Origin of the sequence: Fibrobacter sp. UWB3 (assembly GCF_002210405.1) — a bacterium.
In the GTDB taxonomy this organism is placed as follows: domain Bacteria; phylum Fibrobacterota; class Fibrobacteria; order Fibrobacterales; family Fibrobacteraceae; genus Fibrobacter.
On the sequence record NZ_MWQJ01000002.1, the window covers coordinates 88,593 to 114,022 of the forward strand.

Annotated in this window: 23 protein-coding genes; 2 read left to right on the plus strand and 21 right to left on the minus strand. The window is 48.6% G+C overall.

What is annotated here, in order from left to right:
- Window positions 1-20 precede the first annotated feature (20 nt).
- The 7 genes from B7991_RS02960 to B7991_RS02990 form a co-directional block, all read right to left on the minus strand.
- Window positions 21-1,046, minus strand: a complete 1,026-nt coding sequence (locus B7991_RS02960) for a sulfate ABC transporter substrate-binding protein (RefSeq protein ID WP_088629525.1) — start codon at window positions 1,044-1,046, stop codon at window positions 21-23.
- Between the two features lie 86 nt (window positions 1,047-1,132).
- Window positions 1,133-1,729 (minus strand): LysE family translocator, encoded by a 597-nt coding sequence (locus tag B7991_RS02965; RefSeq protein ID WP_088629526.1) that lies wholly within the window; start codon window positions 1,727-1,729, stop codon window positions 1,133-1,135.
- A 19-nt stretch (window positions 1,730-1,748) separates the two neighbouring features.
- Window positions 1,749-2,738: a biotin synthase BioB gene (bioB, locus tag B7991_RS02970; RefSeq protein WP_088629527.1), complete on the minus strand. Its 990-nt coding sequence runs from the start codon at window positions 2,736-2,738 to the stop codon at window positions 1,749-1,751.
- A 119-nt stretch (window positions 2,739-2,857) separates the two neighbouring features.
- Window positions 2,858-3,409: a DUF6803 family protein gene (locus B7991_RS02975; RefSeq protein WP_088629528.1), complete on the minus strand. Its 552-nt coding sequence runs from the start codon at window positions 3,407-3,409 to the stop codon at window positions 2,858-2,860.
- Window positions 3,410-3,532: 123 nt separating this feature from the next.
- Window positions 3,533-4,135 carry a dimethylsulfonioproprionate lyase family protein gene (locus tag B7991_RS02980; protein ID WP_088629529.1) on the minus strand — a complete coding sequence of 201 codons (603 nt, stop codon included), beginning with the start codon at window positions 4,133-4,135 and terminating at the stop codon, window positions 3,533-3,535.
- Between the two features lie 7 nt (window positions 4,136-4,142).
- Complete coding sequence (locus tag B7991_RS02985; protein ID WP_088629530.1) at window positions 4,143-5,102, minus strand: 50S ribosomal protein L11 methyltransferase; 960 nt, start codon at window positions 5,100-5,102, stop codon at window positions 4,143-4,145.
- Window positions 5,102-6,457, minus strand: coding sequence for an O-acetylhomoserine aminocarboxypropyltransferase/cysteine synthase family protein (locus tag B7991_RS02990; RefSeq protein ID WP_088629531.1), 1,356 nt, complete (start codon window positions 6,455-6,457; stop codon window positions 5,102-5,104). The genes B7991_RS02985 and B7991_RS02990 overlap by 1 nt, the downstream gene beginning before the upstream one ends.
- A 482-nt stretch (window positions 6,458-6,939) precedes the next feature.
- Between B7991_RS02990 and B7991_RS02995 the strand changes: the two genes are divergently transcribed.
- Complete coding sequence (locus B7991_RS02995; RefSeq protein ID WP_085490188.1) at window positions 6,940-7,503, plus strand: hydrolase; 564 nt, start codon at window positions 6,940-6,942, stop codon at window positions 7,501-7,503.
- 15 nt (window positions 7,504-7,518) lie between these two features.
- Here the strand turns inward: B7991_RS02995 and B7991_RS15220 are convergent, their stop codons facing one another.
- The 13 genes from B7991_RS15220 to B7991_RS03060 all read right to left on the minus strand — a co-directional run bounded on the left by B7991_RS15220 (window position 7,519) and on the right by B7991_RS03060 (window position 22,013).
- Window positions 7,519-7,794, minus strand: coding sequence for a hypothetical protein (locus B7991_RS15220; protein WP_088629532.1), 276 nt, complete (start codon window positions 7,792-7,794; stop codon window positions 7,519-7,521).
- A 147-nt stretch (window positions 7,795-7,941) separates the two neighbouring features.
- Window positions 7,942-9,000, minus strand: a complete 1,059-nt coding sequence (locus B7991_RS03005; protein WP_012819996.1) for an ABC transporter ATP-binding protein — start codon at window positions 8,998-9,000, stop codon at window positions 7,942-7,944.
- An 11-nt stretch (window positions 9,001-9,011) separates the two neighbouring features.
- Window positions 9,012-9,833: a sulfate ABC transporter permease subunit CysW gene (gene cysW / locus B7991_RS03010; RefSeq protein ID WP_088629533.1), complete on the minus strand. Its 822-nt coding sequence runs from the start codon at window positions 9,831-9,833 to the stop codon at window positions 9,012-9,014.
- The gene (gene cysT / locus B7991_RS03015) at window positions 9,833-10,666 is read right to left on the minus strand and encodes a sulfate ABC transporter permease subunit CysT (protein ID WP_088629534.1); all 834 of its coding nucleotides are present in this window, start codon (window positions 10,664-10,666) and stop codon (window positions 9,833-9,835) included. The genes cysW and cysT overlap by 1 nt, the downstream gene beginning before the upstream one ends.
- Window positions 10,667-10,821: 155 nt before the next feature.
- The gene (locus tag B7991_RS03020) at window positions 10,822-11,841 is read right to left on the minus strand and encodes a sulfate ABC transporter substrate-binding protein (RefSeq protein WP_088629535.1); all 1,020 of its coding nucleotides are present in this window, start codon (window positions 11,839-11,841) and stop codon (window positions 10,822-10,824) included.
- 113 nt (window positions 11,842-11,954) lie between these two features.
- Entirely contained in the window at window positions 11,955-12,974 is a 1,020-nt protein-coding gene (locus B7991_RS03025) for a hypothetical protein (protein ID WP_073424418.1), read from the minus strand.
- A gap of 221 nt (window positions 12,975-13,195) precedes the next feature.
- Window positions 13,196-14,881, minus strand: coding sequence for a sulfate adenylyltransferase subunit 1 (locus B7991_RS03030; RefSeq protein WP_088629536.1), 1,686 nt, complete (start codon window positions 14,879-14,881; stop codon window positions 13,196-13,198).
- Window positions 14,881-15,780, minus strand: coding sequence for a sulfate adenylyltransferase subunit CysD (gene cysD / locus B7991_RS03035; RefSeq protein ID WP_088629537.1), 900 nt, complete (start codon window positions 15,778-15,780; stop codon window positions 14,881-14,883). Before cysD ends, B7991_RS03030 begins: the two co-directional genes overlap by 1 nt.
- 10 nt (window positions 15,781-15,790) lie before the next feature.
- On the minus strand, window positions 15,791-16,105 hold the full coding sequence (locus tag B7991_RS03040) for a ferredoxin family protein (protein ID WP_073424415.1): 315 nt from the start codon (window positions 16,103-16,105) through the stop codon (window positions 15,791-15,793).
- Window positions 16,089-17,807 carry an adenylyl-sulfate reductase subunit alpha gene (locus B7991_RS03045; protein ID WP_088629538.1) on the minus strand — a complete coding sequence of 573 codons (1,719 nt, stop codon included), beginning with the start codon at window positions 17,805-17,807 and terminating at the stop codon, window positions 16,089-16,091. The genes B7991_RS03040 and B7991_RS03045 overlap by 17 nt, the downstream gene beginning before the upstream one ends.
- Window positions 17,807-18,667, minus strand: a complete 861-nt coding sequence (locus B7991_RS03050; protein WP_088629539.1) for a 4Fe-4S binding protein — start codon at window positions 18,665-18,667, stop codon at window positions 17,807-17,809. Before B7991_RS03050 ends, B7991_RS03045 begins: the two co-directional genes overlap by 1 nt.
- 239 nt (window positions 18,668-18,906) lie before the next feature.
- Window positions 18,907-20,502, minus strand: a complete 1,596-nt coding sequence (locus B7991_RS03055) for a bifunctional anthranilate synthase component II/anthranilate phosphoribosyltransferase (protein WP_088629540.1) — start codon at window positions 20,500-20,502, stop codon at window positions 18,907-18,909.
- A gap of 65 nt (window positions 20,503-20,567) precedes the next feature.
- Entirely contained in the window at window positions 20,568-22,013 is a 1,446-nt protein-coding gene (locus tag B7991_RS03060; RefSeq protein WP_088629541.1) for an anthranilate synthase component I family protein, read from the minus strand.
- A gap of 623 nt (window positions 22,014-22,636) precedes the next feature.
- Here B7991_RS03060 and B7991_RS03065 point away from each other — a divergent pair.
- Window positions 22,637-23,785 (plus strand): DNA recombination protein RmuC, encoded by a 1,149-nt coding sequence (locus B7991_RS03065; RefSeq protein WP_235002797.1) that lies wholly within the window; start codon window positions 22,637-22,639, stop codon window positions 23,783-23,785.
- A gap of 97 nt (window positions 23,786-23,882) precedes the next feature.
- Here the strand turns inward: B7991_RS03065 and B7991_RS03070 are convergent, their stop codons facing one another.
- Window positions 23,883-25,175: a GTP-binding protein gene (locus tag B7991_RS03070; RefSeq protein ID WP_088629543.1), complete on the minus strand. Its 1,293-nt coding sequence runs from the start codon at window positions 25,173-25,175 to the stop codon at window positions 23,883-23,885.
- Between the last annotated feature and the right edge of the window lie 255 nt (window positions 25,176-25,430).

Genomic DNA, 25,430 nt, shown 5'->3' on the forward strand with positions numbered 1-25,430 from the left:
TTATTTACACTTTGAAATGCTTAATTTTTCTCGTAAATCTGGTCGAAAATCCCATACTCGGAAAAGTGCGTCTTCTGTGCATTTTCCCAACCGCCAAAATGCTCAATCGTAATCAGATTGACATTCTGGTCAAATTCTTTGTACTCGTCAAGAATCGCCTTGTTTGTCGGACGGTAATGATGCTTTGCCGCAACATGCTGCGCTTCGTCAGAGTATAGATAATTCAGGTATTCCGTCGCAAGTTTGCGCGTGTTACGTTTGTCTACAATCTTATCTACAATCGCGACAGAAGGCTCTGCCAAAACGCTCACACTCGGCATCACGATTTCATATTCCTTAGGGTAATCCTTGAGCGAAAGGAACGCCTCGTTTTCCCAAGAAAGTAACACGTCGCCCTTGCGTTCTTCAATGAACGTATTCGTGGAACCGCGTGCACCCGAAGCAAGGTCAAGAACATTCTGGTATAGCTTCTTCATGAATCCCTTGATTTGCGCTTCGTCGCCGTTGAACTGCTTTTCTGCATAAGCCCAGGCCGCGAGATAATTCCAGCGCGCACCGCCCGAAGTCTTCGGATTTGGTGTGATGATGCCGATGCCATCCTTGACGAGATCGTTCCAGTCCCTGATTTTCTTGGGATTCCCCTTGCGCACGAGAAACACAATCGTCGAAGTGTAAGGAGCGCTGTTGCGCGGAAATTCCTTGACCCAGCCGTTTTCAATAAGCCCTGCGTCACGGACGATGTTCACGTCGTATTCCAGCGCGAGCGTGACCACATCCGCTTCAAGCCCGTTCACCACCTCAAGCGCCTGCTTGCCCGAACCGCCATGAAACTGCGTAATTTTCACATCCTTGCCGGTCGCCTCTTTCCAATGCTTCATAAAAATATGATTGTAATTGGAATAGAATTCACGCGTCGGGTCGTAAGACACGTTGACAAGCGTGTTGTTCTCGACCTCGGGAGCCTTTTCCGAACTGCAACCGAAAAAACAACCCGCGCCCACCACCAGCGCCACCGCAAAAACCGTCTTGAAAAAATGCAGATTCATAGTGAAATTCCTTCTTATTGAGAATGATAGTAATATTTTATTCCCAATAATTTGTTACTTCAAAAAGAAAATGCTATATCAGACTACTATTTCACAATCCCAATGGCGCAATACAATAGCGAGAGTCCCATAAGTGTATAGAATATTCTGTGGTGCTTTTTGAAAAGCCCTTGCAGTAAAACGCCTGCGAAAAGCCACGCCAAATTGCAGATGGGGCCTGTAAGCGGCAATAGTATGCCGAACAGCAGCAAGTGCGTAAAATCTTGGTGGTAGGGGAGAATGTAGGTTGTGATTGCCGTGAGGCAGAACACCATGATTTTAACGTTTGTGAGTTGCACGAAAAGACCTGTGCGGAAGCTACCGGTTGTGCGGCTGTTGCGGATTTCTTCGAGTGGCTTGAACGCTTGAATTAAAAGGCTGATTGCCAAATATGCAATGTAAATTGCTCCGACGAAAGCAAATACCCGGATGAAATTTTCAAAAGCACTACTGATAAAATAAACTATAAAAACAGATGCTAGCGAGACGATTGTGTATCCGGTGAAAAGTCCGTACCACTGCTTTATGGCGGCGCTTTTCCCGCTGCCCATCGCTACCGAGAGAGAACAGAGGTTCGCGGGTCCCGGGGTAATTCCCGAGACGAATGCGTATAGTAAAAAAGAAAGTGCTACTTCTAATGACACTAAGCGACCTGTTCAGTGGTTATTCGTCTTTGCTTTCTACAGCCCATGTGAAGCCTGCGTTTTCGATTTGGCGGAACGTGGCTTCCAAGCTTTGACCGCCTTCGGTGAGGTAACCCGAAGCGAAAATGGAATCGGCGACTTTGAAGAGTTCCTTTTCGTGTCCTTTGAAATAGACTTCGCGACCGGCGGCGCAGCGGATGTCCGATTTCGGGAGCAATAGACGGGCTAGGCAAAGGATTTTGATGCCGTATTCGAATGTGAGCCCGGAAATGTCGCGGTTGGCGAGGCGTGTGCCTTTGACCGGCAACAAAAAGTTTATGGGGACGGATTCTGGATTGATGGCGACCAAGTCAAAAAGCATATCGACCACGTCTTCTTTTGATTCGCCCATGCCGATGATGCCGCCACAGCAAATTTCAAAGCCGATGCTCTGCAACATGCGAATGTTTTGGATGCGTCGCTCGTATGTGTGGGTGCTGCAAATTTCGGGGTAAAAACGGCGGCTCGTATTCAAGTTGTGGTTGATGCGGTCAAGGCCTGCCGCCTTTAAAATGCGGGCTTGGTGCTCGGTCAAGAATCCGATGGAACAGCAAATGTGCGTCCCCGATTTCTTCATGTGCGCAATGCGTTCGGCGAGTTCTTCAATTTCTTTGTCTGTGAAACCCATGCCCGAAAGCCCGATGCAATGCCGAGACAGGTGAAATTCATCAACAAGATTATTGTCGCCGTAGAGCTTGTCGTCCGAAACGCTTTTGTATTTTTCAATGGGCGCTTGGGAATCGCGAGATTGGGCGCAATAGGCGCAATTTTGAGTGCAGTTGCCGCTACGGACATTCGTCAAAAGCTGGATGTTGACACGATTGCCTTTGTATTTCGTGCGTAATTTGAATGCTGCTTCAATTAGCAAGTCAAGTTGATTATCCGGAAAATTTAAAATTTGCAAACATTCTTCGCGAGTAAGGGTTTTGCTTTCGTCCCAGTCTTTTGTCAAATAATCTGTAATTGTCATTCCTAAACTACCGTCATTGAGCTTGTTGAATTTTGGTGACAAATATAAAAGCCAAGTTAATGCTTGGCTAATACAAAAAAGCTATGGCTTGTAGGGGCGTTATTCAAGAAATTGAATGCTCAATGGTGATGGTGGTGACCTTCGTGCATTGAATCCATGTGGTGTGCAGGGGGGTGAACCTCGGAAACAGCCTTCGCCTTGGGCTTGTAGCCTGCAATTCCCGGGTCAACCATCCCGAAGATCATGGCAATGTGAGAAAGCACGAGAAATGTGGCGAGTAGAAGAATAGCGTATGTCGTTCTTTTCTGCTCAACAACTTTGCGGAATAAAAGTTTCAAGTTCAAAAGTGCAAGCAATATCATCGGAATGCCCGCAAGGATGTAAGAGAATATTGCGACGACATCAATCCATGTCCTGAATTCACCAGCAGATGCTAGCGGAATGAAGACGTTTGGAATGAAATAGACTATGATTCCGATGAATGCGACCCCCGCAAGAATCCCCGCGGTGCGATTCACTTTGGAGAGTGTCGGGTGCGCATTTGGCGATTTGAGCAGGAACAATTCCGTGATGGCGATGGTCTCTGCGAGAATGACGGGGATTGCCATGAAGAGAATCAGGTTCCAGGGAGAATTCTGCATCAGCAGATCCATATAGTGAGTAGAGTACATGTTGTATCCTTTTTGTTATGGGTTTGACTTATTCTCCATCTCGTAAAGCAATGTACAAAAAGAAATTATCAAAAGTGTTATTGAAAATTTTGATATCTAGCGCTAAGAAAAAGTGTAATTTTTTTACACATATTTTGAAAGCGTTTTGACGTCTTTACCGCTCCACGTGTAGAGCGCGAGCATGGGTTCGTGTTCTGTTTGCATGGAGTGAACGTGATTGGACGGGTGCAGTACAAACTCTCCAGGACCGCGTACTTTTGAGATTCCGTCTAATGTCCAGATGGCGTGTCCGGACAAAATGACGTACAGTTCTGTGGCGGGGTGCAAGTGGGAGGGGTAAAAGGTGTTTTTGCCTAGGAGCGTAAAACCGAAACAAAAATGCTCGTCGTGATAGGGCGCTTCTGGACCGAGAATTTCTCCCCATCCCATTTGATCGGCCAAATCAGGCATGTCGGGGCGTGGCTCGTAATTGTATTTCCACGGCAAATAGGGGAGGGCGGGCTCCAAAGCTTTTAGCAAATCTGCAGTTTCAGGGTTCCCGTGCTTGATCGCTTCTCCAATGTAGCGGATTAGCGGCGAGTCGCTTTTTTCAAATTTTCCAATTGGCTTTGGAATGTCTCGGACTGCAAAATTGGCGGCTTCAAGCCCGATTTTGTCGTCTATTTTGGCTCTCTTGAAAAGGAACTTTTGAGATTCTTCAATTAAATTGTGGATAACATTTTTCATGGAGCCTCTATTCTAAACTTGATTTTAACACGGCGACGGTATGACCGATGACTTCGCCTTTTTTGAACGCTTCGTATGCGGCGGTTGCGGTAAGCTTTACAGAGTCTAGAGATTTTTCGATTTCAAGCGCGCGGCTGCCAGAATCCTTGACAGAAATGTTTGCGAATGCTTTTTGCAAGTCTTCAGCGCGGTAGAATCTGAACGGGCCGAGGCCAGCTTTTTCTTGCGCGGCGTATCCCGAAATCACATCTTCCGGCTCGGCTTGGACTTTCCAAGAATACGTGAAAATTTCAGAACGGAGTCCGGCGAGTTCGCCAAGCTTGATGAACGCATTGAGCGGAACGCGCCCACCAAGCGTTGAATAGACGGCTCCGTTTTCGGCCAAGTAATCGCGTGCTTGCTTGAGTGCCAAGTAATGCAAGTCGAGCATTTGCTCGTGAACGAATTCGGGGATTGCTTCTTCGCGTTTTTCCAAATAATGCCCGCTATTGCGCTTGTCTTCAATTTTTGTATTGCTTGCAAGCGGCACGTTGGGGAGGTTCTCGTAAATCACGTCGTAATTTCGCTTGCCGTTTTGGAGCGGTTGCAAAAGGTCGCCGTTGCCGAATTCAAATTCGATTTTGGAGGTCTCTTTGATATTGCTTCGAACGTTCTGTGCCGCGGCGGCGACAACGCTTCTTTGCAAATCCGTGAAGCCTACGCGCTTTGCTCCCAAAAGTTCAATGCCGGCCAACACGTCAATGCCGGAGCCTGTGCCGATGGAAACGAATGAATCAACATCGTTACCTATTTTTTCGCGAATCAGCTTGAATGCGGGGGCTGCAATGTAGGCGACCCAGTCGCTTTTAATGTCTTCTGTTTTCGGCAGGTAGGCGTGATCGGCAACTTCAATAGAGAGGTAATCTTTGATGCGCTTTGTCGCACCATTTAATGCAAGGTATTTATTGACATCTACAACGATACTCATTACTTACCGCCTTTGGTGCTTGCTGCAATAGCTTGTTCAAAGTCAGCGATGATGTCGCGCGGGTCTTCGATGCCAACGGATACGCGAATCATATCTTCAGGGATGCCTGCGGCGAGTCTGTCCTTCGGCGAAAGCTGTGAATGTGTGCTTGTTGCCGGGTGCAAAACGCTTGTGCGGGCGTCGCCTACGTGAACGACGAGGGCTGCGACTTTCAAAGCTTTGACAAACGAGCGGATGGCAGCTCTGCCACCCTTGAGGCCGAATGTGAGTACGCCGCTGCCGCCTTGATAATCAAAGTATTTGCGGATACGCTTGAAATATGGACTAGATTTGAGTCCCGGATAGCTGACCCAATTCACGGCGGGGTGCTTGGACAAAAATTCAGCCAATGCGAGTGCGTTGTTGCTGTGTTGCGGCATTCGCAAATGGAGCGTTTCAAGGCCCAAATTCAAAAGGAATGCGTTGAACGGACTTAATGCGGCGCCGTAATCGCGCAAGAATTGAGCACGAGCCTTTGCGATAAATGCTGCACGTCCAAATTTTTGAGTATAGGAGGTGTTTGCGTATTGCGCATCCGGTTTCACGAGGTCTGGGAACTTACCGTTTTCCCAGTTGTAATTGCCACCGTCAATGACGACACCGCCGAGCGCAACGGCGTGACCGTCGATGTACTTTGTGGCCGAATGAATGACAACGTTTGCGCCGAGTTTCAAAGGTTTCACGAGGAATGGCGTTGCGAGTGTATTATCAACGAGGAACGGAACGTCAAATTCCTTGGCGAGCTTGGAAAACTTTTCAAAGTCCAAAATGCCCAAGGCGGGATTGCCAATTGTTTCGCCGAAAATGAGCTTGGTGTTGGGGCGGAATGCTTTGCGGAGTTCTGCGATGGAATCTTCCGGGTCGATGAATGTCGTTTCTATGCCGAGCTTGGAAAGTCTCACGCTGAGCAATGTGTAGCTGCCGCCGTAAATGGTTTTGCTTGCAACAATGTGGTCGCCTGCTTTCACGAGGTTCGAAATTGCGAGAAGGACTGCGGCTTGCCCCGATGCGGTTGCGACTGCACCCACGCCGCCTTCGAGCTCTGTAATCTTGCTTTCAAAAGCCGCAACGGTCGGGTTCCCTGTGCGGGTGTATTTGTTGCCTGATTGCTTGAGTGCAAAGAGGCGTTCCACTTCATCGACGTCTTCGTACTTGTAAGTCGTGGATTGAAAAATCGGGAGCACGCGCGGTTCGCCAATCTTGGGCTTCCAACCCGCCTGTAAACACTTTGTTGCAAAATTCCATGTGCTCGGATCAGTAACGTTAGCGGTATTCTTTGCAGATTCAATTTTCTTTTTTGATGTATTCTTTGTCATATTAAAAACTCCTCTTTCGCGCCAAAATATAGAACGCAACTATTACCTTGTCCAATACTAAATTAATATTGTAGGTTATAAGATTAATTTATTAGTATTGTTTAATGCTGGATTTTACTGGATCCTTCACGTTGTTCAGGATGACGAAAATCGTCTTCTACGTCAGTCCCCTAGCGGGGCTTGACTTGTTCGCCTCGGATATAGAAACATGCAAGCATGTTTCTGCATCACTCGGCTCCTACGTCATTCCCCTGCGGGGCATGACTGCTGCGGTTATCCAATACGAACGCAAGCGTTCGTGCTGTCTAACCTTGCGCGTCATTCCGAACGTAGTGAGGAATCCAGTTATCTCTCGTCTATCGAAATAAGCAATTATCAGTAATTAGAAAAACTTATAGCACGCCGCATTTTGCTTTATGACGCGCAAAAATCCGTGTGCGAATGCTGTCAATCATCCCCATAAAATTCTTATATTTCGAGCTATGGCATTATCAGCAAATATTACACGCGAAGGAGCGCTTGAACTCCTTAAGAAATACAATAAGGATCCGTTCCACCTTGAACATGGCGAAATCGTAGAAAATACGATGCGTTACTTTGCTCGTGAACTAGGTTACGGCGAAGACGAAGAATTCTGGGGAATTGTCGGTCTCTTGCACGACCTTGATTTTGAATTGTGGCCGGAACAGCATTGCATCAAGGAACGCGAATTGATGCAAGAGGCGGGCCTTTCGGAAGAGCTGATTCACGCGACAACGAGCCACGGCTGGAGTATAACAGTTGATGTCAAGCCAGAACACGAAATGGAAAAAGTGCTTTATGCCGTTGACGAACTCACGGGCTTGATTGGTGCAGTCGTTTTGATGCGTCCGTCCAAGAGCGTTCAGGATTTGGAACTGAAATCCGTCTTGAAAAAGTACAAGTCCCCGAAATTTGCGGCAGGCTGCTCTCGCGAAGTGATTGAACGCGGCGCAAATCTGCTTGGCTGGGAACTGAATGACCTCATCTCCCGCACGATTGCTGCGCTGAAGACTTTCAGACCGTGATTTTTACGCCGTGATTTAAGCGGCGGATTTTTTCTTGAAAAAATTCTTGAGCCTTTTTACGCCTTCAACGCCCAAAATGGAAAGACCGCTGTACTGAAAAGTCTTGGCAAGTCCAAAAAGTACAACCCATAACACGCCCTTGGCTTCTGCTGAAATGGGGAGTGCCATTTGCGCAAATGACAATATGTAAAAGGGAATGCAGAGCAGTAAAACGATTATACCTGTTCTGAACGAGAAACTTTGTAATTTTTTTACAATTCTGTCTTTTGTTGACACCAAAAAATTCTTCATAGCTGATATTCCTGATGCCAAAAGATATTTCTTTTTTCTACATAATCAAGGGAATTTAAAAAAAAGCAGAAAAAAGTATGATTAAAAATGACAGAAAACGCTCCGAAAAAAATCGGAGCGTCTTGTGTTTTTGGTTGTTTTGGATTGCTAAATGACGACGATTGGTTCGCGAATAGATTTGTTTTCGAGTAAGAACGCGTAGTTGCCTACGGTCACAAAGAGACGGTAAATGAATACATCGACTTTTTCGCCAACGGAAATACTAGGCTCGTCGAAAGAGCGGCGCGCGGTAAGAGTTTCTCCGTTGACGAGTACTGTGATTTCGATGCCACTCCCGCGGAATGCGACGTCAGTCACGACACCTTCTTCGGCAGAATTCTTGAATTTTTGAACTTCGTTTTTCTTGGTGACCTTGACAAATTCAGGGCGGACTATCGCTTGGTCTACATTCGGGATTGTGTCAAAGCTGTGGAACTTGTTGTAATCTTTAAAAATGCTTGGTTGTCCAAAGAACGAGGCTACAAAAGCGGTTTTGGGCTTGCTGTAAACTTCTAGTGGCTTGCCAATTTGATCGATGCGTCCTTTGTTTGTGATGATGATTTCGTCGGCGACTTCGATGGCTTCGTCCTGGTCGTGAGTCACGAAAATACTTGTGACACCGAGCTTTGCAATCATCTCCTTGAGCCAGTGGCGCAGTTCTTGGCGGACTTTCGCGTCAATGGCGGCGAATGGCTCGTCGAGCAAAAGTAACTGTGGATTTGGCGCGAGTGCGCGTGCAAATGCGACACGTTGGCGCTGGCCGCCCGAAAGTTGGCTCGGGTAGCGATTTTCGAGACCTTCAAGGCCGATGAGCTTTACCAGTTCGGCGACGCGTTCCTTGATTTCGTTTTCGGATTTCTTGAGCACGCGAAGGCCAAATGCAATGTTTTCGAAAACGGTCATGTAGCGGAATAGCGCATAACTTTGGAATACAAAGCCGATGCCGCGCTTGCTTGCTGGGACGTTGTTGATGACTTTCCCGTCGATGATGATTTCGCCGCTATCGGGATTTTCAAGTCCTGCGATCATGCGGAGTATGGTCGTCTTTCCGGAACCGCTCGGACCCAGGAGGCCGATGAGTTTGCCTTTTTCGATGCCGAAAGAAACGTTGTCTGATGCCTTGAAATTGCCAAAGTGTTTGTTGATGTTTTTTAATTCTACGTACATACAATCTCCTTTTATATTTTCTTTCGACCTCTGTATTCAATCGCGCTTCGTGCAATCAAAATGGCGATGGCTAGCATCACAAGGATTGATGAAACTGCAAAGGCGGGCACATACTGGAATTCGTTGAAGAGAATTTCTACATGCAAGGGAAGCGTATTTGTCTTTCCGCGCAAATGCCCGGAGATGACCGAGACAGCGCCGAATTCACCCATGGCACGGGCGGCGCAGAGCACCACGCCGTACAGAAATGCCCACTTGATGTGCGGAAATGTAATCTTACGGAAAATGGTCCAGCCTTTAGCGCCCATCAGTGCTGCAGCCTCTTCTTCGTCGTTTCCGCGAGCTTCCAGAACGGGAATCAATTCACGCGAAATGAATGGAAATGTGACGAAAATCGTTGCAAGAACAATGCCAGGTACGGCAAAGACTATCTTGATGTCCCAACTTTGCAATAGCGGGTAAATGGGGCTTTGGCGTCCGAACGTGAGCAAGAAGATAAGGCCTGCGATAATCGGTGAAACCGTTACCGGCAAGTCTATCAATGTCGTAAGGATTTTTTTGCCTTTGAAATGGAACTTGGTGAGTGACCATGCTGCGCTCAAGCCGAAAACGGTGTTGATGATGACCGCAAGTAAAGTCGCTTCGAGGGTGAGCCAAATGGCTTTGGTGGTGTAGTTGTCGCTAACAGCCTTTGCATAAATGTCAAATCCTTGCTTGAATGCTTCGGCGATAACTGTAATCAAGGGGAGTAAAAGCATGAGCACCACAAAGGCGATGCTTATGCCAATCAAGGACCATTTGACAATCTTTGAAGAAGTCGTTACTTTGTACATTAAGCGCCTCCTTTCAGAATTTTGGTATTTCTTGTTTGTATTAAGTTCACTAGGAAAAGCGTTACAAACGAGGCTACGAGCATGACAAGCGCAATTGTCGTCGCACTCGCGTAATCGTATTCCTGCAGTTCTGACATGATAATTAGCGGTGCAATTTCTGTTTCGAATGGCTTGTTGCCTGCGATGAAAACGACGCTGCCATATTCACCGAGGCAACGCCCGAACGCAAGCCCGAATCCCGTCAATGCGGCTGGTACGATTTCTGGGAAAATCACTTTCCAAAAAATACGGCCCCGTGATGCGCCTAGCACGCCTGCGGCTTCTTCGTATGCGGGGTCCAGTTTCTCGAGTACGGGCTGCACTGCACGTACTACAAATGGAATGCCGATAAACACGAGCGCAACCGTAATGCCGATTTGCGTAAAGGCAATTTTGATGCCGAATTTTGCAAAGAATCCGCCCACAAGGCCTGTATCTGCTGTGAGTGCCGTGAGAGCGATGCCCGCCACAGCTGTCGGCAAGGCAAATGGAAGTTCGATCATCCCGTCAATCAATCGTTTGAGTGGAAATGTGTATTTTACAAGAACCCACGCAAGAATGATGCCCATTACTGCATTGATGAGCGATGCGATAAATGCAGTTGTAAAACTCACACGAAAGCTAGAGAGCACTCGGTCGCGCGTAATGGTCTCTATAATTTCGTCAAAACTCATTTGCGCCGTAAACACCACAAGCGATGCAAGCGGAATGAGCACGACAACGCCCAAAATGGCGAGCGTGATGCCTGTAGTAAGGCCGAAACCTGGTATAACACTTCTATTTGTTCTTTTCATAATTGGGCTCAAATATAGAACGCACTTTTCAGCTTGTCCAATATTTTATTTCTAGCGTCTGTTATTAAATTTTTTTATAATAGATAAAGTAATTGCCTGATTGTATGAAAAATCCTCGCCTGTTTGTGAGCGAGGACTGTTTCTATGGAGATAGATTACTTCTTTTCGTAAATCTGGTCGAAAATGCCACCGTTGGAGAAGTGCGTTTTTTGAGCCTTATCCCAACCGCCGAAGTAGCTGATGTCAATCAGGTTCACGTTTTGGTCAAATTCCTTGTACTGGTCAAGAATGGCCTTGTTGGAAGGACGGTAGTGGTTCTTAGCTGCAATGTGCTGGCCTTCGTCGCTGTAGAGGAAGTTCAGGTATTCGGTGGCAAGTTCGCGGGTGCCGCGCTTGTCAACAACCTTGTCTACAATTGCGACAGACGGTTCTGCCAAGATGCTTACGCTAGGGATGACGATTTCGTAATCGTTGGGATAGTCCTTGAGCGAGAGGAATGCTTCGTTTTCCCAAGCGAGCAAAACATCGCCCTGGCCGTTTTCGATGAATGTCGTCGTAGAGCCGCGAGCGCCAGAAGCGAGTACGAGCACGTTCTTGTAGAGCTTCTTCACGAATTCCTTGACCTTGGCTTCGTCGCCGTTGTACTGCTTTTCGGCCCATGCCCAAGCGGCGAGATAGTTCCAGCGTGCGCCGCCAGAAGTTTTCGGGTTCGGCGTGATGACTCCGATGCCGTCTTTGACGAGGTCGCCCCAGTCCTTGAGATTCTTCGGGTTACCCTTGCGAACGAGGAAGACGATGGTGGAGGTGTAAGGAGCGCTGTTCAGCGGAAATTCCTTGACCCAGCCATCTTCGATAAGGCCTGCATCGCGCACGGCGTTCACGTCAAATTCGAGGGCGAGCGTTACAACGTCAGCTTCGAGGCCGTTGGCGACTTCCAAAGCCTGCTTGCCAGAACCGCCGTGGGACTGCGTGATTTCCACATCCTTGCCGGTCTTTTCCTTCCAGTGCTTTGCAAAGACCTGGTTGTAGTTGGCGTAGAGTTCACGCGTCGGGTCGTAAGACACGTTAGTAAGTGTTTGCTTGCCGTGTTCGTGCTTTTCTTCAGAAGAAGAGCAGGCGGTGAAAGCGATGGAGAGAAGAGCGATGGATGCTATAGTAATTTTTTTGAAATTCATGTTTAAAACCTCTTTTTGTTTAAATGTTTTGGTTGTTTTTTTAGAAACGCCCTCAGCGGAATGGATCAAAGAAGCGTGAGCTGTGCTGAGGGCGCTCGGGGATGTGCTAAGTTTTATTTGAGCGATGCAGTGAATCGTGCGGCAAGAGCAACGTCAGAAGCCTTCTTTTCACTATAGACGTTCACCTGGATTTTAGAATAATCGTTGATTTTCTTGATGAAGCTTACGGTCCATGCGATTCCATCGGCACCGGCCTGCAATTCGTCTCGGTTAGAGAGGTATTCCAATTCTGCGTACAGATTGCTCAAGAAACCTGCGGTCGGAATTTCCAAACCGACGAAGAACGGAATGTATCGCGAATCCTGAGCGTATTCAGGTTTGATGGCGTTTGCTGCCTTAAGATTTTCTTCATCACCGGTAGCGATCAAAGCGACTTCACCGTAAAGGCCAAAATTCTTTTGGAAGTAGTAGCTTGCGCGACCTGCAACGCGGTGCGTCACCTGAGCCGTATGCTGAATCGGATCAAGTGCGTTCACGCGATAGGCTGCACTCACCTTGGCGTCGCCAAACTTAAGCGTTTCTTCAAGGCGGATGTAACCCGTGTTGAACTTGGCATCATAAGTACCGAGCAAGGCGTTGAATGTGGAAATGCCGTTTTCGTGACCAAAAGCGATTGCATCATGCTGGTAATCGCGGGCGAGGAATCCACGCTTGTTGAGGGCGACATCAACATAAGTACCGAAGTTACCGCCAACACTCCAGTCAGTACGGAAACGACCGAATTGAACATTGAACTTGCCGTATTCGGTATCCCACTTGTAGTTGGCATAGTATGTATCTGCAGAAATCTTGTCGTAGTTCTTGCCTTCAATCGTATTGCCGAAAGCCGGGCTGAAAATGCGCAAGTTAATTACGGCGCTGAGATTTTCAGAGTTGTACTTTGCACCGATATTTGCACGCAAGAAGGAATTGTCGAGCGTGTTGTCGGCATCGTTGTCGTAAAGTGATTTGATTGCCTGTGCTTGAACATTTCCTGTCAGTTTAAATGTGCTTTCGTTAGCAGATTCTGCAGCAGAGCAAATGGATGATACCAGTGCTGTTGTAATCAAAATCTTGGATATTGTCTGGTTCATTCGTAACTCCTTGTTATTGTTTTTTATTGTTGTTGTGTGTTTTGTTTTTTGTGCGGCAAAATATAGAACGCGTTTTTCACTTTGTCTAATACTAAATTTTTATGCTGAGATATTGATTTTTGCTATTATGAAATTTATTTGTAATTTTTGATTATTTTATTTAAAATAAGAAATGCTCGGCGGTGTGCCGAGCATTATGGTGGTGAAGAAGCAAAAGTGATTTAGTGTAATACGACTTTGCGATATGTATTAAATGAAGCCCACTTGTGGAAGAATTCTTCGCGACCTGCGATACCTGCTTTTTCGTATTCGTTAAGCAGCTGCTTAACGTCTTCATCGGAATGGACCTTGATTTCAAAGCCGCGTCCATTGATGACGGGAACGTTTCCGTAGTGGTATTCCTCTGCCGTGGTGATTTCCGCGATGCGCTTGCCACGAACCTTGACGGCCACGCTGTCACGCAAGATGATGATGTCGAAATCGTCAGGGTAGTGGTAGCTTTCGCCAGCAGTCGGAATTTCGTCGCCTACAGTGTAGTGCTGCTTGACTGGCTGTTGCTTCACCACGGAAAGCGTCGCCGTATCGTAGAAGAATTCTTCGAAGATTTCTCCACGGCCATGGCGCTCGCCTTGCACAAAGGCTGCCTTTTCGTTGGATTGAAGTTGCTTTTCGTAGAGCCCTTCAACAACGCCGCAAGCGGCTGTTGCATGCGTTACGATGTCAATGAGAATGAGCTCGCCAAGCGTTTTGTGCTTTTCAAAAAGATCAACGACAATGGCTTCGGCGAAAACAAGTTCGCAGACGGCAATCCCGTTTTTGGAAATGCTTTCTGTTTCTAAGTGAGCGCCTGTGTTCACGTCAATGGCATAGTCGATTTTCGTGAGTGTTCCAGGAATAATCTTTGTCCCGATTTTGACGAGGTAGTCTTTGCCTAGCGAAAGCGGCTCGTCATCCATCCACAAAAGTGACGCCTTGATTTTCTTGTAGCTACCGATGCTTGCATCTCTAGCGAGCACGCAACCTCTCGATACGTCAACTTCACGGTCTAGCGTAATCGTGACCGGTTCGCCAGCGTGGGCTTCTTCGACATTCTTGTTTGTGTAGAGAATGCTTTTGACGGATGCTTTCTCGTAGCTCGGAAGGGACTTGATGACATCTCCGACACGGACCGTTCCCGATTCAATTTGTCCTTGAAATCCGCGGAATGTACGGTCGGGGCGGCTCACGCGCTGCACGGGCATGTAAAATCCCTTTTCTAGTGCAGAGCTTGATGTATCGACATTTTCAAGGTATTCAAGTAATGCAGGACCTTGATACCATGCAATGTTTTTCGATTTGATGGTAACGTTGTCGCCTTCTGTTGCCGAAAGCGGAATAACTTGTATGTTGCTCAGGGAATGAGTCTGTGCAAGTTCTGCGATTTGTACCTTGATTTTGTTGAATACCTCTTCGCTGTAACCCACAAGATCCATCTTGTTCACGGCAAAGACGAAGTGGCGGATGCCCATCAGTCTGCAAATGCGAGCGTGTCTGCGCGTCTGTACGAGAACTCCCTGCGAAGCGTCCACGAGAATCACGGCGAGGTCGGCAAATGATGCGCCCACAGCCATGTTGCGTGTGTATTCTTCATGCCCCGGTGTATCGGCAACGATAAAACTGCGATGGTCCGTTGTAAAATAGCGGTACGCGACATCTATGGTAATGCCTTGTTCGCGTTCAGCCATGAGACCGTCGAGCAAAAGTGAATAGTCGATTTTACCGCTGCGGCTACCAACTTTACTGTCTAATTCCAGAGCTTTTTCCTGATCGGTGTAAAGCAATTTGGAATCGTAAAGAATATGACCGATAAGGGTTGATTTTCCGTCGTCAACGCTACCGCAAGTAATAAACTTCAATAAACCTTTCATTAGAAATAGCCCTCCCTCTTGCGGCGTTCCATGCTGCCGGCGGCTTCGTTGTCAATTACGCGCGATGTTCTTTCCGAAGATACGGCGCTCAAAGTTTCGTCAATGATTTCGTCAAGCGTTGTAGCTGTTGATTCTATGCCGCCTGTAAGCGGGTAGCAACCGAGCGTGCGGAAGCGCACCGACTTGATTTCGGGCTTTTCGCCTTCACGCAAAGGGAATCGTTCGTCATCGACCATGATGATGTTGCCATCGCGTACAACGACTGGGCGTGGGGCTGCAAAGTAAAGCGGGACGATGTCAATATTTTCGCGCTTGATGTACTGCCAAATATCTTTTTCGGTCCAGTTCGAAATCGGGAAAACACGGATGCTTTCGCCCTTGTTGATTTTGGTGTTGTAAAGCTTCCACATTTCCGGACGCTGGTTTTTCGGGTCCCAAGCGTGTGCTGAATTGCGGAACGAAAAAATGCGTTCCTTGGCGCGAGACTTTTCTTCGTCGCGGCGGCCTCCGCCAAATGCGGCTGTAAAACCGTATTTGTTGAGGGCTTGCTTTAAAGCCTGCGTCTTCATGATGTCGGTATAGGCGGCACCATGGTCAAATGGGTTAATGCCTTGTTTGACGCCATCCTGGTTGATGTACTCGATCATCTCGATACCGAGTTTCTTGGCGGTTTCGTCGCGAAACTTGATCATTTCCTTGAACTTCCATGTGGTATTCACATGCAAGAACGGGAAAGGCGGCTTTTCGGGATAGAAGGCCTTCATGGCCAAATGCAACATGACGGAACTGTCCTTGCCAATGGAATAAAGCATCACCGGCTTTTCGCATTCAGCGGCGACTTCGCGGATGATGTAAATGGCTTCGGCTTCCAGCTCGTCGAGGTGTGAAAATTCGCTCACTGTGAAACTCCTAGTATTTATTTGATTCTTTAGGGTCAATGTCAATGGATTTGACGCTCCCGTCTGGGAATTCCACAATCCAGCGAATTAGACCGTTTACTTTTTCGGTATGTACCTTGCTTCCCTTGCCGCCAATGTCTTCGCCGAGGAAAAATTGGATGGCATGAACAGGGCATTCCTTGATGCACGAAGTGCAACCCCAGCAATCTTTGGGGTACTTGATAAATGCTTTTTTGTCTTCATTTATCTTGATTAGCGTGCCGGGGCATACGTCGTGGCATCTCCTGCAGCCGATACATTTGCTTTGATCAATGCTGATGCTCATAGTGCTTTTGCCCTTCTGCGGTGAGGTCACGCAAGATGATTTTGATTTCGCCGTTTTCGAGTCTTGAATTGACGTACTTGCGGAAGTTGGCGTTGTCCTTTTCGGGGTAGTCTAGGTTTTCTGCAAAACTGTGCCAACGCGTTTCGTGACGTGCCTTGAGGTGGGCAATCACGCTCTTGCAAACTGTCAGACGTTCCTTGAGTTCGTAGATGTACATCACTTCTTGCAAATCGGCTGCGCTAAGCTTGTCTGTAAGACTTTCAATTTCGTCAATTTTTTCTTTGGCGATATTGAGTTGCTTTTCGCTGTAGCCATATCCTGTCTTGATTCCGCCTGCATATTCGTCCATGGCTATTTGCATGGCATCTTCAAGTTGTTCTGTCGTGTACAGCGAGTTTTTCTGCGATAAATATGTTTCGATTTCTGCGACATGTCGGGCGATTTCTGCTTCTACGCCATTGCGAGCTCCCTGTAAGGAGGCGAGGCGATCCTCCGCTGCGTTGATATATTCTACAGCCGACTTCGCCGCAATTTCGCCTTCGGCAAGTGCGCCCGTCACATACTTTTGCGGACATCCGCCTGCAACATCGCCAGCTGCGTAAAGCCCTTCGATTGTTGTAGCGCGCTTGGTATCGACCCAGTAACCGCTTGCCGTGTGGCCGCCTACAATGTAAGGCTCCGTGCCTTCAATTTCCACATTTGCTTTGGAGGGCGTTTCGTTTTCGAGCCAGCGAATCGTTTGTGATGGAGCCATGTTTAAGTATGCCTTCAGAAGCGATTCTTCCTGTGCGGGGGTAATCCCGACAGTGCGCAAGTAGCAGGGACCTCGACCGGCTAGATTTTCGGCAACGGTTCCGTAAACGCGTTCGGAAGTTGAAATGCCGTATTTCGTTTCGTAAACTTCTCCGAGCGAATTCACCTGCTTTGCTCCAACGCCTTGCGCGAGAGTTCCCGTCGGGGCGATTGTGTCCTTGCAACGGAGCGCTATAAAACGCATCTCGAAAGTTGTCATCTCGGCACCGTGACGGATTCCCATGGCGTAGCCCGCACCCGTGTTGAATGGCGGATACCACATTTTGTGCCTTGAAAATCCTGGATTGTTCGGGCGGTAAAGCCCTGCTGCTCCGCCGGTAGCGATAATGACCGCTTTTGCTTCAATAGCATAAAACGTTCCGTTTTCAATGCCGAAACCGAAAGCTCCGTCAATGCGGTTGTCATGTACCGAAAAGTCGATGACATTCACATGATTTAGCACTTGCACAAATGGCAATTTTGCGACAGCGGCTGCAAGAATCGGCTTGATGTTTTCACCGTTAATCTTGATGTTGCGATTCCCGCGCGTGACGTATTTGCCGTCCTTGTCTTTTAAGATGACAAGTCCGAGCTTTTCCAAATGCGCTGTGACTTCATTGAACTTCTCGGAAATGGAATACAGGAGATCTTCGCGCACGATTCCATCGGCGTCTTTCTTTGCGTATTCCACGTAATCCTTTGGCGTACGGCCTTCGGTGATGTAGGCGTTCAGGGCGTTTACACCGGCTGCAAGGCAACCGCTGCGCTTGATGTTCGCCTTTTCGACGATGAGAATTTTCAAGTCTTGCGATTTGCCCGAATTCCGTGCTGCGGCTGTAATGGCTGCGTAACACCCAGCTGTTCCGCCACCGATGATTAGCAAGTCTGTTTTTATTTTTTCAATATTCATTACTTGTTATAAACTTCTCGTATTTTTTCTGCGAATACATCGCGGCCGACGCGGTCGATCGTGTACTTGAAACGTTCACCGCTCTTTCCGTTGTCTGCAAAGAATTGAATCGCAGCATCGCAAATGTCCAAGAGCTTCTGCTTGTCTTCTACAAACGGAATAATCGTTTCGCCCTTGTTGATGTTGTTGCCGAAAAGCCCGCCAAACGATACGATGTAGCCGTGAATGTGGCTCCAGGCGTCAGTGGGGCAGGACTTGTAACAACGGCCGCAGTAATTGCATTTTTCCTTGTCGAAAATGACCTTCTTGTTTTCGATCTTGATGGCCTCTTTGCGGCAAACCTTTGCGCAAAGCCCGCAACCGATGCACTTGTCTTCGAGCCAATCCACCTTGATGGCGCCCTTGATGCCCACGTCGTTTTCTTCGGCCTTGAGACAGTTGTTCTGGCAACCCGTCACACCGAATTTGAACTTGTGCGGAAGTTCTCGTGCAAAGTAACGGTCATCAAGTTCCTTGGCGATAGCGTATGTGTCAATGCAACCGCTCGGGCAAACGGCTTCACCCTGGCATGCCGTAATGGTACGCACGCGGGCTCCGCAAACGCCTGGTTCAACGCCACCCTCGGCAAGTGCGTTTTTCACATCGTCAATATTTTCAAGCTTGATGAACGGAATCTCGACGCTCTGTCTCGAAGTCAGGTGAGCGTAACCTTCGCCATATTTTTCAGCGACTTCGGCGATTTTGGCAAGCTGTGTTGCAGTGAGGTTCCCACCAACAACGCGAACGCGCAACGAGAAATTGTTCTTCTGCTTTTGGCGCATCCAGCCGCCCTTTTTAAGAGTAGAATAATCAACTGCCATAGAATGTCTCCCATTTTTGAGAAACAAATATAGAGAACGCAAAACCCTTTGTCCAATACTAAAAAAATATCGCTACTAATAGAATTACTTTATTAGTAGTTTCGTCCGACGCATTTTAAGGTACAAAAAGGAATGTCAAAATGTGTTATTGAAAAAAAGCACCCCGATTTCTCGGAGCACTTATCACAAAGGACGTTGCCTGCGCTCGCTCCCAAAGGTAGCAAGCGCGGCGGACCTCATTACGCGTTTGTAGCGACCTTCACTTCCTCAATCTTCTTGAGAACGGAGCCGTCTTCCATAGCCTTAATCGCCTTGTCGAAGCCTTCCTTGATGCTTGCAGCCTTGTTGCTGATGTAAAGCGCTGCACCGGCGTTCAGGGCGCAGGCATACTTGATGCCCGGACGGCCCTTGCCGTTCAGCACGTCGAGAGCGAGGTTGAAGTTGTCCACGCCCGTACCGCCTGCGAGGTCTTCCGGGTCCACAGCCGGGACGCCGAATTCCTTCGGGTCAATGCGGTATTCGCGATACTCGCCGTCTTCCAAGATTTCGGCAATGGTCGTCGGAACGCACGGAGAGATTTCGTCGTAGCCGTCATCGGAGATAGCGACCATCACGCGCTTGGCACCGAGGGACTTTGCAGCCTTGGTGAACGGTTCGAGAATCGACTTGCTGTAAACGCCGAGCATGAGGTATTTGGCTTCGGCCGGGTTCGTGAGGGGGCCGAGTAAATTCATGATGGTCTTCACGCCGAGTGCGCCACGAACCGGGCCTGCAAAACGCATAGCGCTGTGGTAAACCGGAGCCATGAGGAAAACAAAGTTCGTCTTGTCGATGACGCTTGCTGCTTTTTCCGGAGTCATGTCGAGCTTGAAGCCTGCAGCCGTGTAAAAGTCGGCGGCACCGGACTTGCTCGAAACAGCGCGGTTGCCGTGCTTGGCAATCTTGGCGCCACAGCTTGCTGCGATAAGGCCGGAGAGAGAGCTCACGTTGAAGCTACCCTTGCCGTCGCCACCGGTACCCACGATATCGGTGAGTTCGTCACCGCTGTACGGGAACTTGCGCTTCTTGCTGCTGAGTACCTTCGCGCAACCGGCGATTTCATCGGTCACGGGGCCCTTGCTGGAAAGTGCGGTAAGGATTGCTGCCATCTGGCGTTCGTCCATGATACCGTCCGTCAAGTCTTCCATGAACATTTCGGCGGTTTCGCGAGTCAAATCCTTGCCTGCAGTAAGCGTGTTCAGGATTCCGCGGATGTCAAGCGGTTCGCGACGGTAGTTGAGGAATGCCTTGAAGAATTCGTCGGCGCGGCCGCTAGCGATGGATTCCGGGTGGAACTGCACGCCTTCAATCGGGAGCGTCTTGTGGCGAATGCCCATGATGTCGCCGTCTGTTGCGCGGGCGGTCACTTCGAAATCGCCCGGGAGCGTAGATTCGTCGATGACCAAGCTGTGGTAACGCGTGAAGATGTTCTTCTTGCCGATGGTGCGGAAGAGACCCTTGCCATCGAGGTCGATTTCTTCGGCGATGCCGTGCTTGATGAACTTGGCCTGCACAATCTTTGCGCCAAAGGCGTAACCGATAGCCTGGTGGCCGAGGCACACGCCCAAAATCGGGAGCTTGCCTGCGAAGTGCTTGATGGCTTCGACGGAAATGCCCGCATCTTCGGGGCGGCCCGGGCCCGGGCTTACGATAAGGCGGCTCGGGTTCAGCTTTTCGATATCTGCAATGGTGCATTCGCGGCTACGGAGCACGCGGATTTCTTCGGTGGTAATCTTGGCTAATGCCTGATAAACGTTGTAAGTAAAAGAATCGTAGTTGTCGATAATGATAATCATGGTTGTAATCTCTTTTTTAAAGTTTTGGGGTGTTACGTCATTGCGAGGCTGAAAGCCGAAGCAATCTAGTTGTCACCCTCCAGTACAGCCCTGATTGCTCCGAGCTTTTCATTCGTTTCTTCAAATTCGCGGTCAGCGTTCGATGCCGCCACGATGCCACCGCCTGCCTGGAGGCTGATGGTCTTGCCCTGCTTTAAGCAGCAACGGATAGCGATGCAGAAATCCAAGTCACCGTCCGATTCAATGTAACCCACGGCGCCAGCGTAGAAGCGACGCTTGATTTTTTCGAGACCAGAAAGAATTTCAATGGCGCTGATTTTCGGAGCACCGCTCACCGTACCTGCCGGGAAGCTGGAGCGCAGCACTTCAATTGCCTTCTTGTTCTTGGAAACGCGGCCTTGCACGTCAGAGACCAAGTGGATCACGTGGCTGAACTTTTCGCATTCCATGTACTTGGTCGTTTCGACCGTACCGGCATCGCAAACGCGGCCGAGGTCGTTGCGGGCGAGGTCTACGAGCATCAAGTGTTCTGCGCGTTCCTTCGGATCGCCCTTCAAATTCTTCATCAATGCTTCGTCTTCTGCGTCATCCTTACCGCGGCGGCGGGTACCTGCAATCGGGTGGATGGTAGCGATGCCTTCACGCACACGAATCAAGCTTTCCGGCGATGCGCCGATGAACTGGTGTGTGCCGTAATCCAAGAAGAACATATACGGAGACGGGTTCACCGTACGGAGGCGGCGGTAAATGTCGAGCGCTTCGATATCGCTTGCGAATTGGATGCGGCGGGATGGCACAGCCTGAACGATGTTGCCTGCCACGATGTGCTTCTGCAATGCGGCGACCTTTTCCACGTATTCCTTGCGGGACTGTTCCAGGTCGGTCATCGTAATGCCCTTGCCGTACTGCTTTTCCGGAGCGAGGTAGCTAAAGTCGAGGTCAGCAAGGCGTGCCTTCACCTTTTCAATTGCGGCCTTCAGGTCGATCTGGTGTTCTTCGTAGTTCAGGGCGAACAAGTGAAGCTTTTCGGTGAAGTGGTCGAATACAATGTAAATGTGGCCGACTAAAAATTCAGCTTCGGGAATGTTGAGTTCATCCACCTGCGGGGCAAGGCGAATCGTATCGCAGCGGGCACAGAATTCGTAGCCGAGGTAGCCCACGCCCGAAGACGGAATAGGAATCTGGTTTGGCGGCACCGTGTTTTCTGCGGAAATCTTGAGCAAGGCGTCGAGAATATCGCCATCACCTTCTGCCAAGAATTCGCTTTCCTTGCCGTCCACGACAATGCTCACGTTCTTGTCGTTCTGGCGCAGGCGGAATCCTTCATCGACCATCAAAGTCGAGTAACGGCTACGACCGTGGTCAAAGCTTGCCGATTCGAAGATGGCCTTTGCGCCGAGCTTCTTGGCGAGTGAAAACGGGGTGTAACGTTCACCGGGGAGTGCAACGTAAATGCTGTCAGTACGCGGAGCGTAACCCGGGCGTTCGGTGATGTGAGTAATCTTAGTCATTTTAATCCTCTAGTTTTAAAACTCGTTTGCGTTTTGCAAAGGCTTTATTTCCCGGAGGATTTCGTCAATTTTCGGTAAAAAGGAAGGCCTCCGTGAGTCCGGAAGCCTTTGCCTAAAAATCTTGGGTGATTTGTAACAAATACCGGGCTCTATGTTAGAGTCCGCGCCACCAACGACGGTTGAGAGTTGCATTTGTAACAAAATTCATCATGCCACAAAAATATCAATCCAAATGACGCATGGCAAGGGGTCAGTCTAAAATTTATTGAAAAATCCTATAAACCTACTGTGAAATTGGATATTGTTATAGTTAAGCTCTATTTTTACCAGATAAATATTGAATTTTGCTATAATAAAACTTATCCCTGTGCTTGTCATTCGTCATCCTGAGCGAAGCGATATACGAGACTTGGGGCTTCAGTCCCTTAGTGGAGTTAGGTTCGGAGGAGCAGGATCCAGTGATTTCTCGAAAAACAGTTGACATTTTTCATTTAAATAACGATATATTGTTAGAACGTTAAAAGGAGTTCTTGATGATAATTGCCGTCGCCATTATTTGCGCTGTATTAGGGATCGCAATTGGTTATTTATTGGGACATAGTGCAAAAACAGAAGTTGCTGTATTGAAAAGCCAACTTGAAATGACAAAAGCCGAGGCGGCCCGAGCTTTTGAAGAGCAAAAAGCTCGCTTCGATGATATCTCGCAGCGCCTAGTTGCCGAAGCGAAAAACGCTACTGAAGAAATGCTTAAACAGCGCGAAAAGCAAATTTCGGAATCGGGCCATGCCACCATGGAACAGCTCGTGACTCCGCTCAAGGAAACCATCGCCAAGATGGAAAAGACCATGAACGACACGACGCTACAGCAGACTGCGGCGAATACCTCGCTGAAGGAAGTTCTGCAGCAATCCATCAATTCTAACAAGGCGACAAAGCAAACTGCCGATGACTTGATTCGCGCTTTCAAGCACGATAGCAAAATTCAGGGCGACTGGGGCGAATGCGTCCTCGAAGAACTGCTGCAATCGCTCGGACTCCAAAAGGGAATTCATTTTGAAACGCAATCAACACTGCGCGATGAAAAAGGCAATGTGCTCCGCGCCGAAGAGACTGGAAGCATGATGCGCCCGGATGTTATCGTCCACCTGGATACAAAAAAGGATGTCATTGTCGATTCTAAGGTTTCCATGAATGCTTTTATGGACTATGTCGCTTGCGAAGATGTGGAACAGCGGAAGCTCCTTTTGAAACGTCATATTGAAAGCCTCAAGAAGCATGTGGATGAACTTGCCAAGAAAAAGTATTCGACATACGTGAAAGCTCCGAGGGAAACCGTTGATTTTGTTATCATGTTTGTCCCTCGCTCAGCCGCTCTTTGGACGGCGCTTTCCGAGGAACCTTCTCTTTGGCGCGATTCCATGGACCGTGGAGTCTATATTGCCGACGAACAGACGCTTTTTGCCGCTCTCCGTATCGTTAAGTTGACCTGGCGCCAGGTGCAGCAGGCTCAAAACCAGCAAAAGGTCTTTGAACTTGCGAACGAAGTGCTCAAACGTGTGGGCATGTTTGTGAAAAATATGGAAGATATTGGCTCCGCCCTTGGAAAAGCTCAAGACGCTTACAATAAGGGAATGGCGAAACTCGATGATAAGGGGGCTAGCATAGTGCAATCTTGCCGCAAACTGGAACGTCTTGGTGCAAAACAAGACTCCAAAAATCCGCTCCCGCCAGACGTCGATGCTATTGAAATTCAAGAAATCGAAGAAAAGTAACTGCTTAACTTTATTTGAAAAAATCCCCGCGACTTCGGTCGCGGGGATTCTCGTCTTTAAAAGGTGATGCCCGCTCGGCGGCGGGCATGACATTGTACTAGTCGTCCAAGCAGTCGTTCATCACCTGGATGATCTTCTTCTTGTCCATGTGCTGGCCAATGAATACCAAGCGGATGATGCGGTCGCCGTACTTTTCGTCCCAAATTTTCTGGAGCTGCGGATTTTCGGCGAGGATGCGCTGCTGTTCGGCCTTGCTTTCGGCGGCGAACCAACGTCCAAAATTCTGGGCAGAGGCCTGCTTACCGGCCTGTTCGAACAAGTAGCTTTCACTGCGTTCATCGCTGAACCACAGGAGACCCTTTGTGCGGATGATGCTCGTCGGATAGTCGTCGAGGAACGCTTCGAACTTTTCGCGGTTCAGCGGACGGTGGTCTTCGAACACGAACGTGCTGATGCCATATTCGTCGCCATGCGGATGGTCCTTGTCGTGGTGGTGGCCGCAGTGGCAAACGCCATGTTCGTGGTCGCAATGGCTGTGGTCTTCGTCTTCGTGGTCGTGATGATGGTGCTCGTGCTCATCGTGGTCATCGTCATGGTCGTGGTGGTGATGTTCATGTTCGTCATGATCGTCATCATCATCGTCATCGTTGTCGTGACCTTCTTCGTTGAGCTTGATAGCCCAAGTACTCGATTCGGCAACCTTGTTGAAGTCGAACTGCTTCGTGTCGAGAATGTCCTTCATGTCGACCTTGCCGTAGTTCGTCTCGATCATCTTGGCGGTCGGCTGCAAAGCCTTCACGATGGCCTTCACGTGTTCCAAGTCGTGCTTGTTGAGCGCGTCAACCTTGTTCAAAATAATCGTGTTGCAGAATTCAATCTGCTGGATGAGCAAGTTTGCGATATCTTCTTCTTCGAGATTTTCGTCGAGGAGCTTTTCGCCACCGGCAAATTCGTCAGCGAGGCGGAGCACGTCCACAACGGCGACGATGTTGTCCAAATGGCAGGGGAGAGGTCTGCCGTCCTTGCTACGGAGCTGGCTACCTGCAAAGCTAATGGTCTGGGCTATAGGAATCGGCTCGCAGATACCGCTAGCTTCGATGAGGATGTAGTCGAACTTGCCCATTTCCAAAAGTTCGGCAATTTGTTCGATCAAGTCGGTCTTGAGCGAGCAGCAGATGCAACCGTTCGAAAGCGGGACAACCTTGCCCGAATCTTCCTTCGTGATGTTTCCGCCCTTTTCAATTAAAGTTTGGTCGATGTTCACTTCGCCAATGTCATTTACGATGACGGCGACGTGATAGCCCTGCTGATTGTTGAGAACGTAGTTGAGGAGAGTAGTTTTGCCGGCTCCCAGGTAACCGGTCAGGAGCGTTATAGGTACTGATTTCATGCGCTAAAATTTACTAAAAAAAGGATTTTTAGGCAATGTGACACGGATTACAGCTTTAGGGCGCATTCCAAATTGTACTATTAAACATCTTGCCTTTTTGTTAAATTTTTAATACATTTGTTTTTAGGGATTGAAGCGAGGGCTTTTGAGCCGAGTTTTATTCCGAAACGAGCTGCTTTGGTTTTCTACCTTTCCTTGAAGGTGGCAGATTGTAGCTTCGCTGTGCTAAATCTTTAATCAAAACAGTTCTGGGCG

Coding starts and splice junctions, on each gene's coding strand:
- B7991_RS02960 (WP_088629525.1), bottom strand. CDS start 1,046: ATGAATCTGCATTTTTTCAAGACGGTTTTTGCGGTGGCGCTGGTGGTG.
- bioB (WP_088629527.1), bottom strand. CDS start 2,738: ATGACAATTACAGATTATTTGACAAAAGACTGGGACGAAAGCAAAACC.
- B7991_RS02975 (WP_088629528.1), bottom strand. CDS start 3,409: ATGTACTCTACTCACTATATGGATCTGCTGATGCAGAATTCTCCCTGG.
- B7991_RS02980 (WP_088629529.1), bottom strand. CDS start 4,135: ATGAAAAATGTTATCCACAATTTAATTGAAGAATCTCAAAAGTTCCTT.
- B7991_RS02985 (WP_088629530.1), bottom strand. CDS start 5,102: ATGAGTATCGTTGTAGATGTCAATAAATACCTTGCATTAAATGGTGCG.
- B7991_RS02990 (WP_088629531.1), bottom strand. CDS start 6,457: ATGACAAAGAATACATCAAAAAAGAAAATTGAATCTGCAAAGAATACC.
- B7991_RS02995 (WP_085490188.1), top strand. CDS start 6,940: ATGGCATTATCAGCAAATATTACACGCGAAGGAGCGCTTGAACTCCTT.
- B7991_RS15220 (WP_088629532.1), bottom strand. CDS start 7,794: ATGAAGAATTTTTTGGTGTCAACAAAAGACAGAATTGTAAAAAAATTA.
- B7991_RS03005 (WP_012819996.1), bottom strand. CDS start 9,000: ATGTACGTAGAATTAAAAAACATCAACAAACACTTTGGCAATTTCAAG.
- cysW (WP_088629533.1), bottom strand. CDS start 9,833: ATGTACAAAGTAACGACTTCTTCAAAGATTGTCAAATGGTCCTTGATT.
- cysT (WP_088629534.1), bottom strand. CDS start 10,666: ATGAAAAGAACAAATAGAAGTGTTATACCAGGTTTCGGCCTTACTACA.
- B7991_RS03020 (WP_088629535.1), bottom strand. CDS start 11,841: ATGAATTTCAAAAAAATTACTATAGCATCCATCGCTCTTCTCTCCATC.
- B7991_RS03025 (WP_073424418.1), bottom strand. CDS start 12,974: ATGAACCAGACAATATCCAAGATTTTGATTACAACAGCACTGGTATCA.
- B7991_RS03030 (WP_088629536.1), bottom strand. CDS start 14,881: ATGAAAGGTTTATTGAAGTTTATTACTTGCGGTAGCGTTGACGACGGA.
- B7991_RS03040 (WP_073424415.1), bottom strand. CDS start 16,105: ATGAGCATCAGCATTGATCAAAGCAAATGTATCGGCTGCAGGAGATGC.
- B7991_RS03045 (WP_088629538.1), bottom strand. CDS start 17,807: ATGAATATTGAAAAAATAAAAACAGACTTGCTAATCATCGGTGGCGGA.
- B7991_RS03050 (WP_088629539.1), bottom strand. CDS start 18,667: ATGGCAGTTGATTATTCTACTCTTAAAAAGGGCGGCTGGATGCGCCAA.
- B7991_RS03055 (WP_088629540.1), bottom strand. CDS start 20,502: ATGATTATCATTATCGACAACTACGATTCTTTTACTTACAACGTTTAT.
- B7991_RS03060 (WP_088629541.1), bottom strand. CDS start 22,013: ATGACTAAGATTACTCACATCACCGAACGCCCGGGTTACGCTCCGCGT.
- B7991_RS03070 (WP_088629543.1), bottom strand. CDS start 25,175: ATGAAATCAGTACCTATAACGCTCCTGACCGGTTACCTGGGAGCCGGC.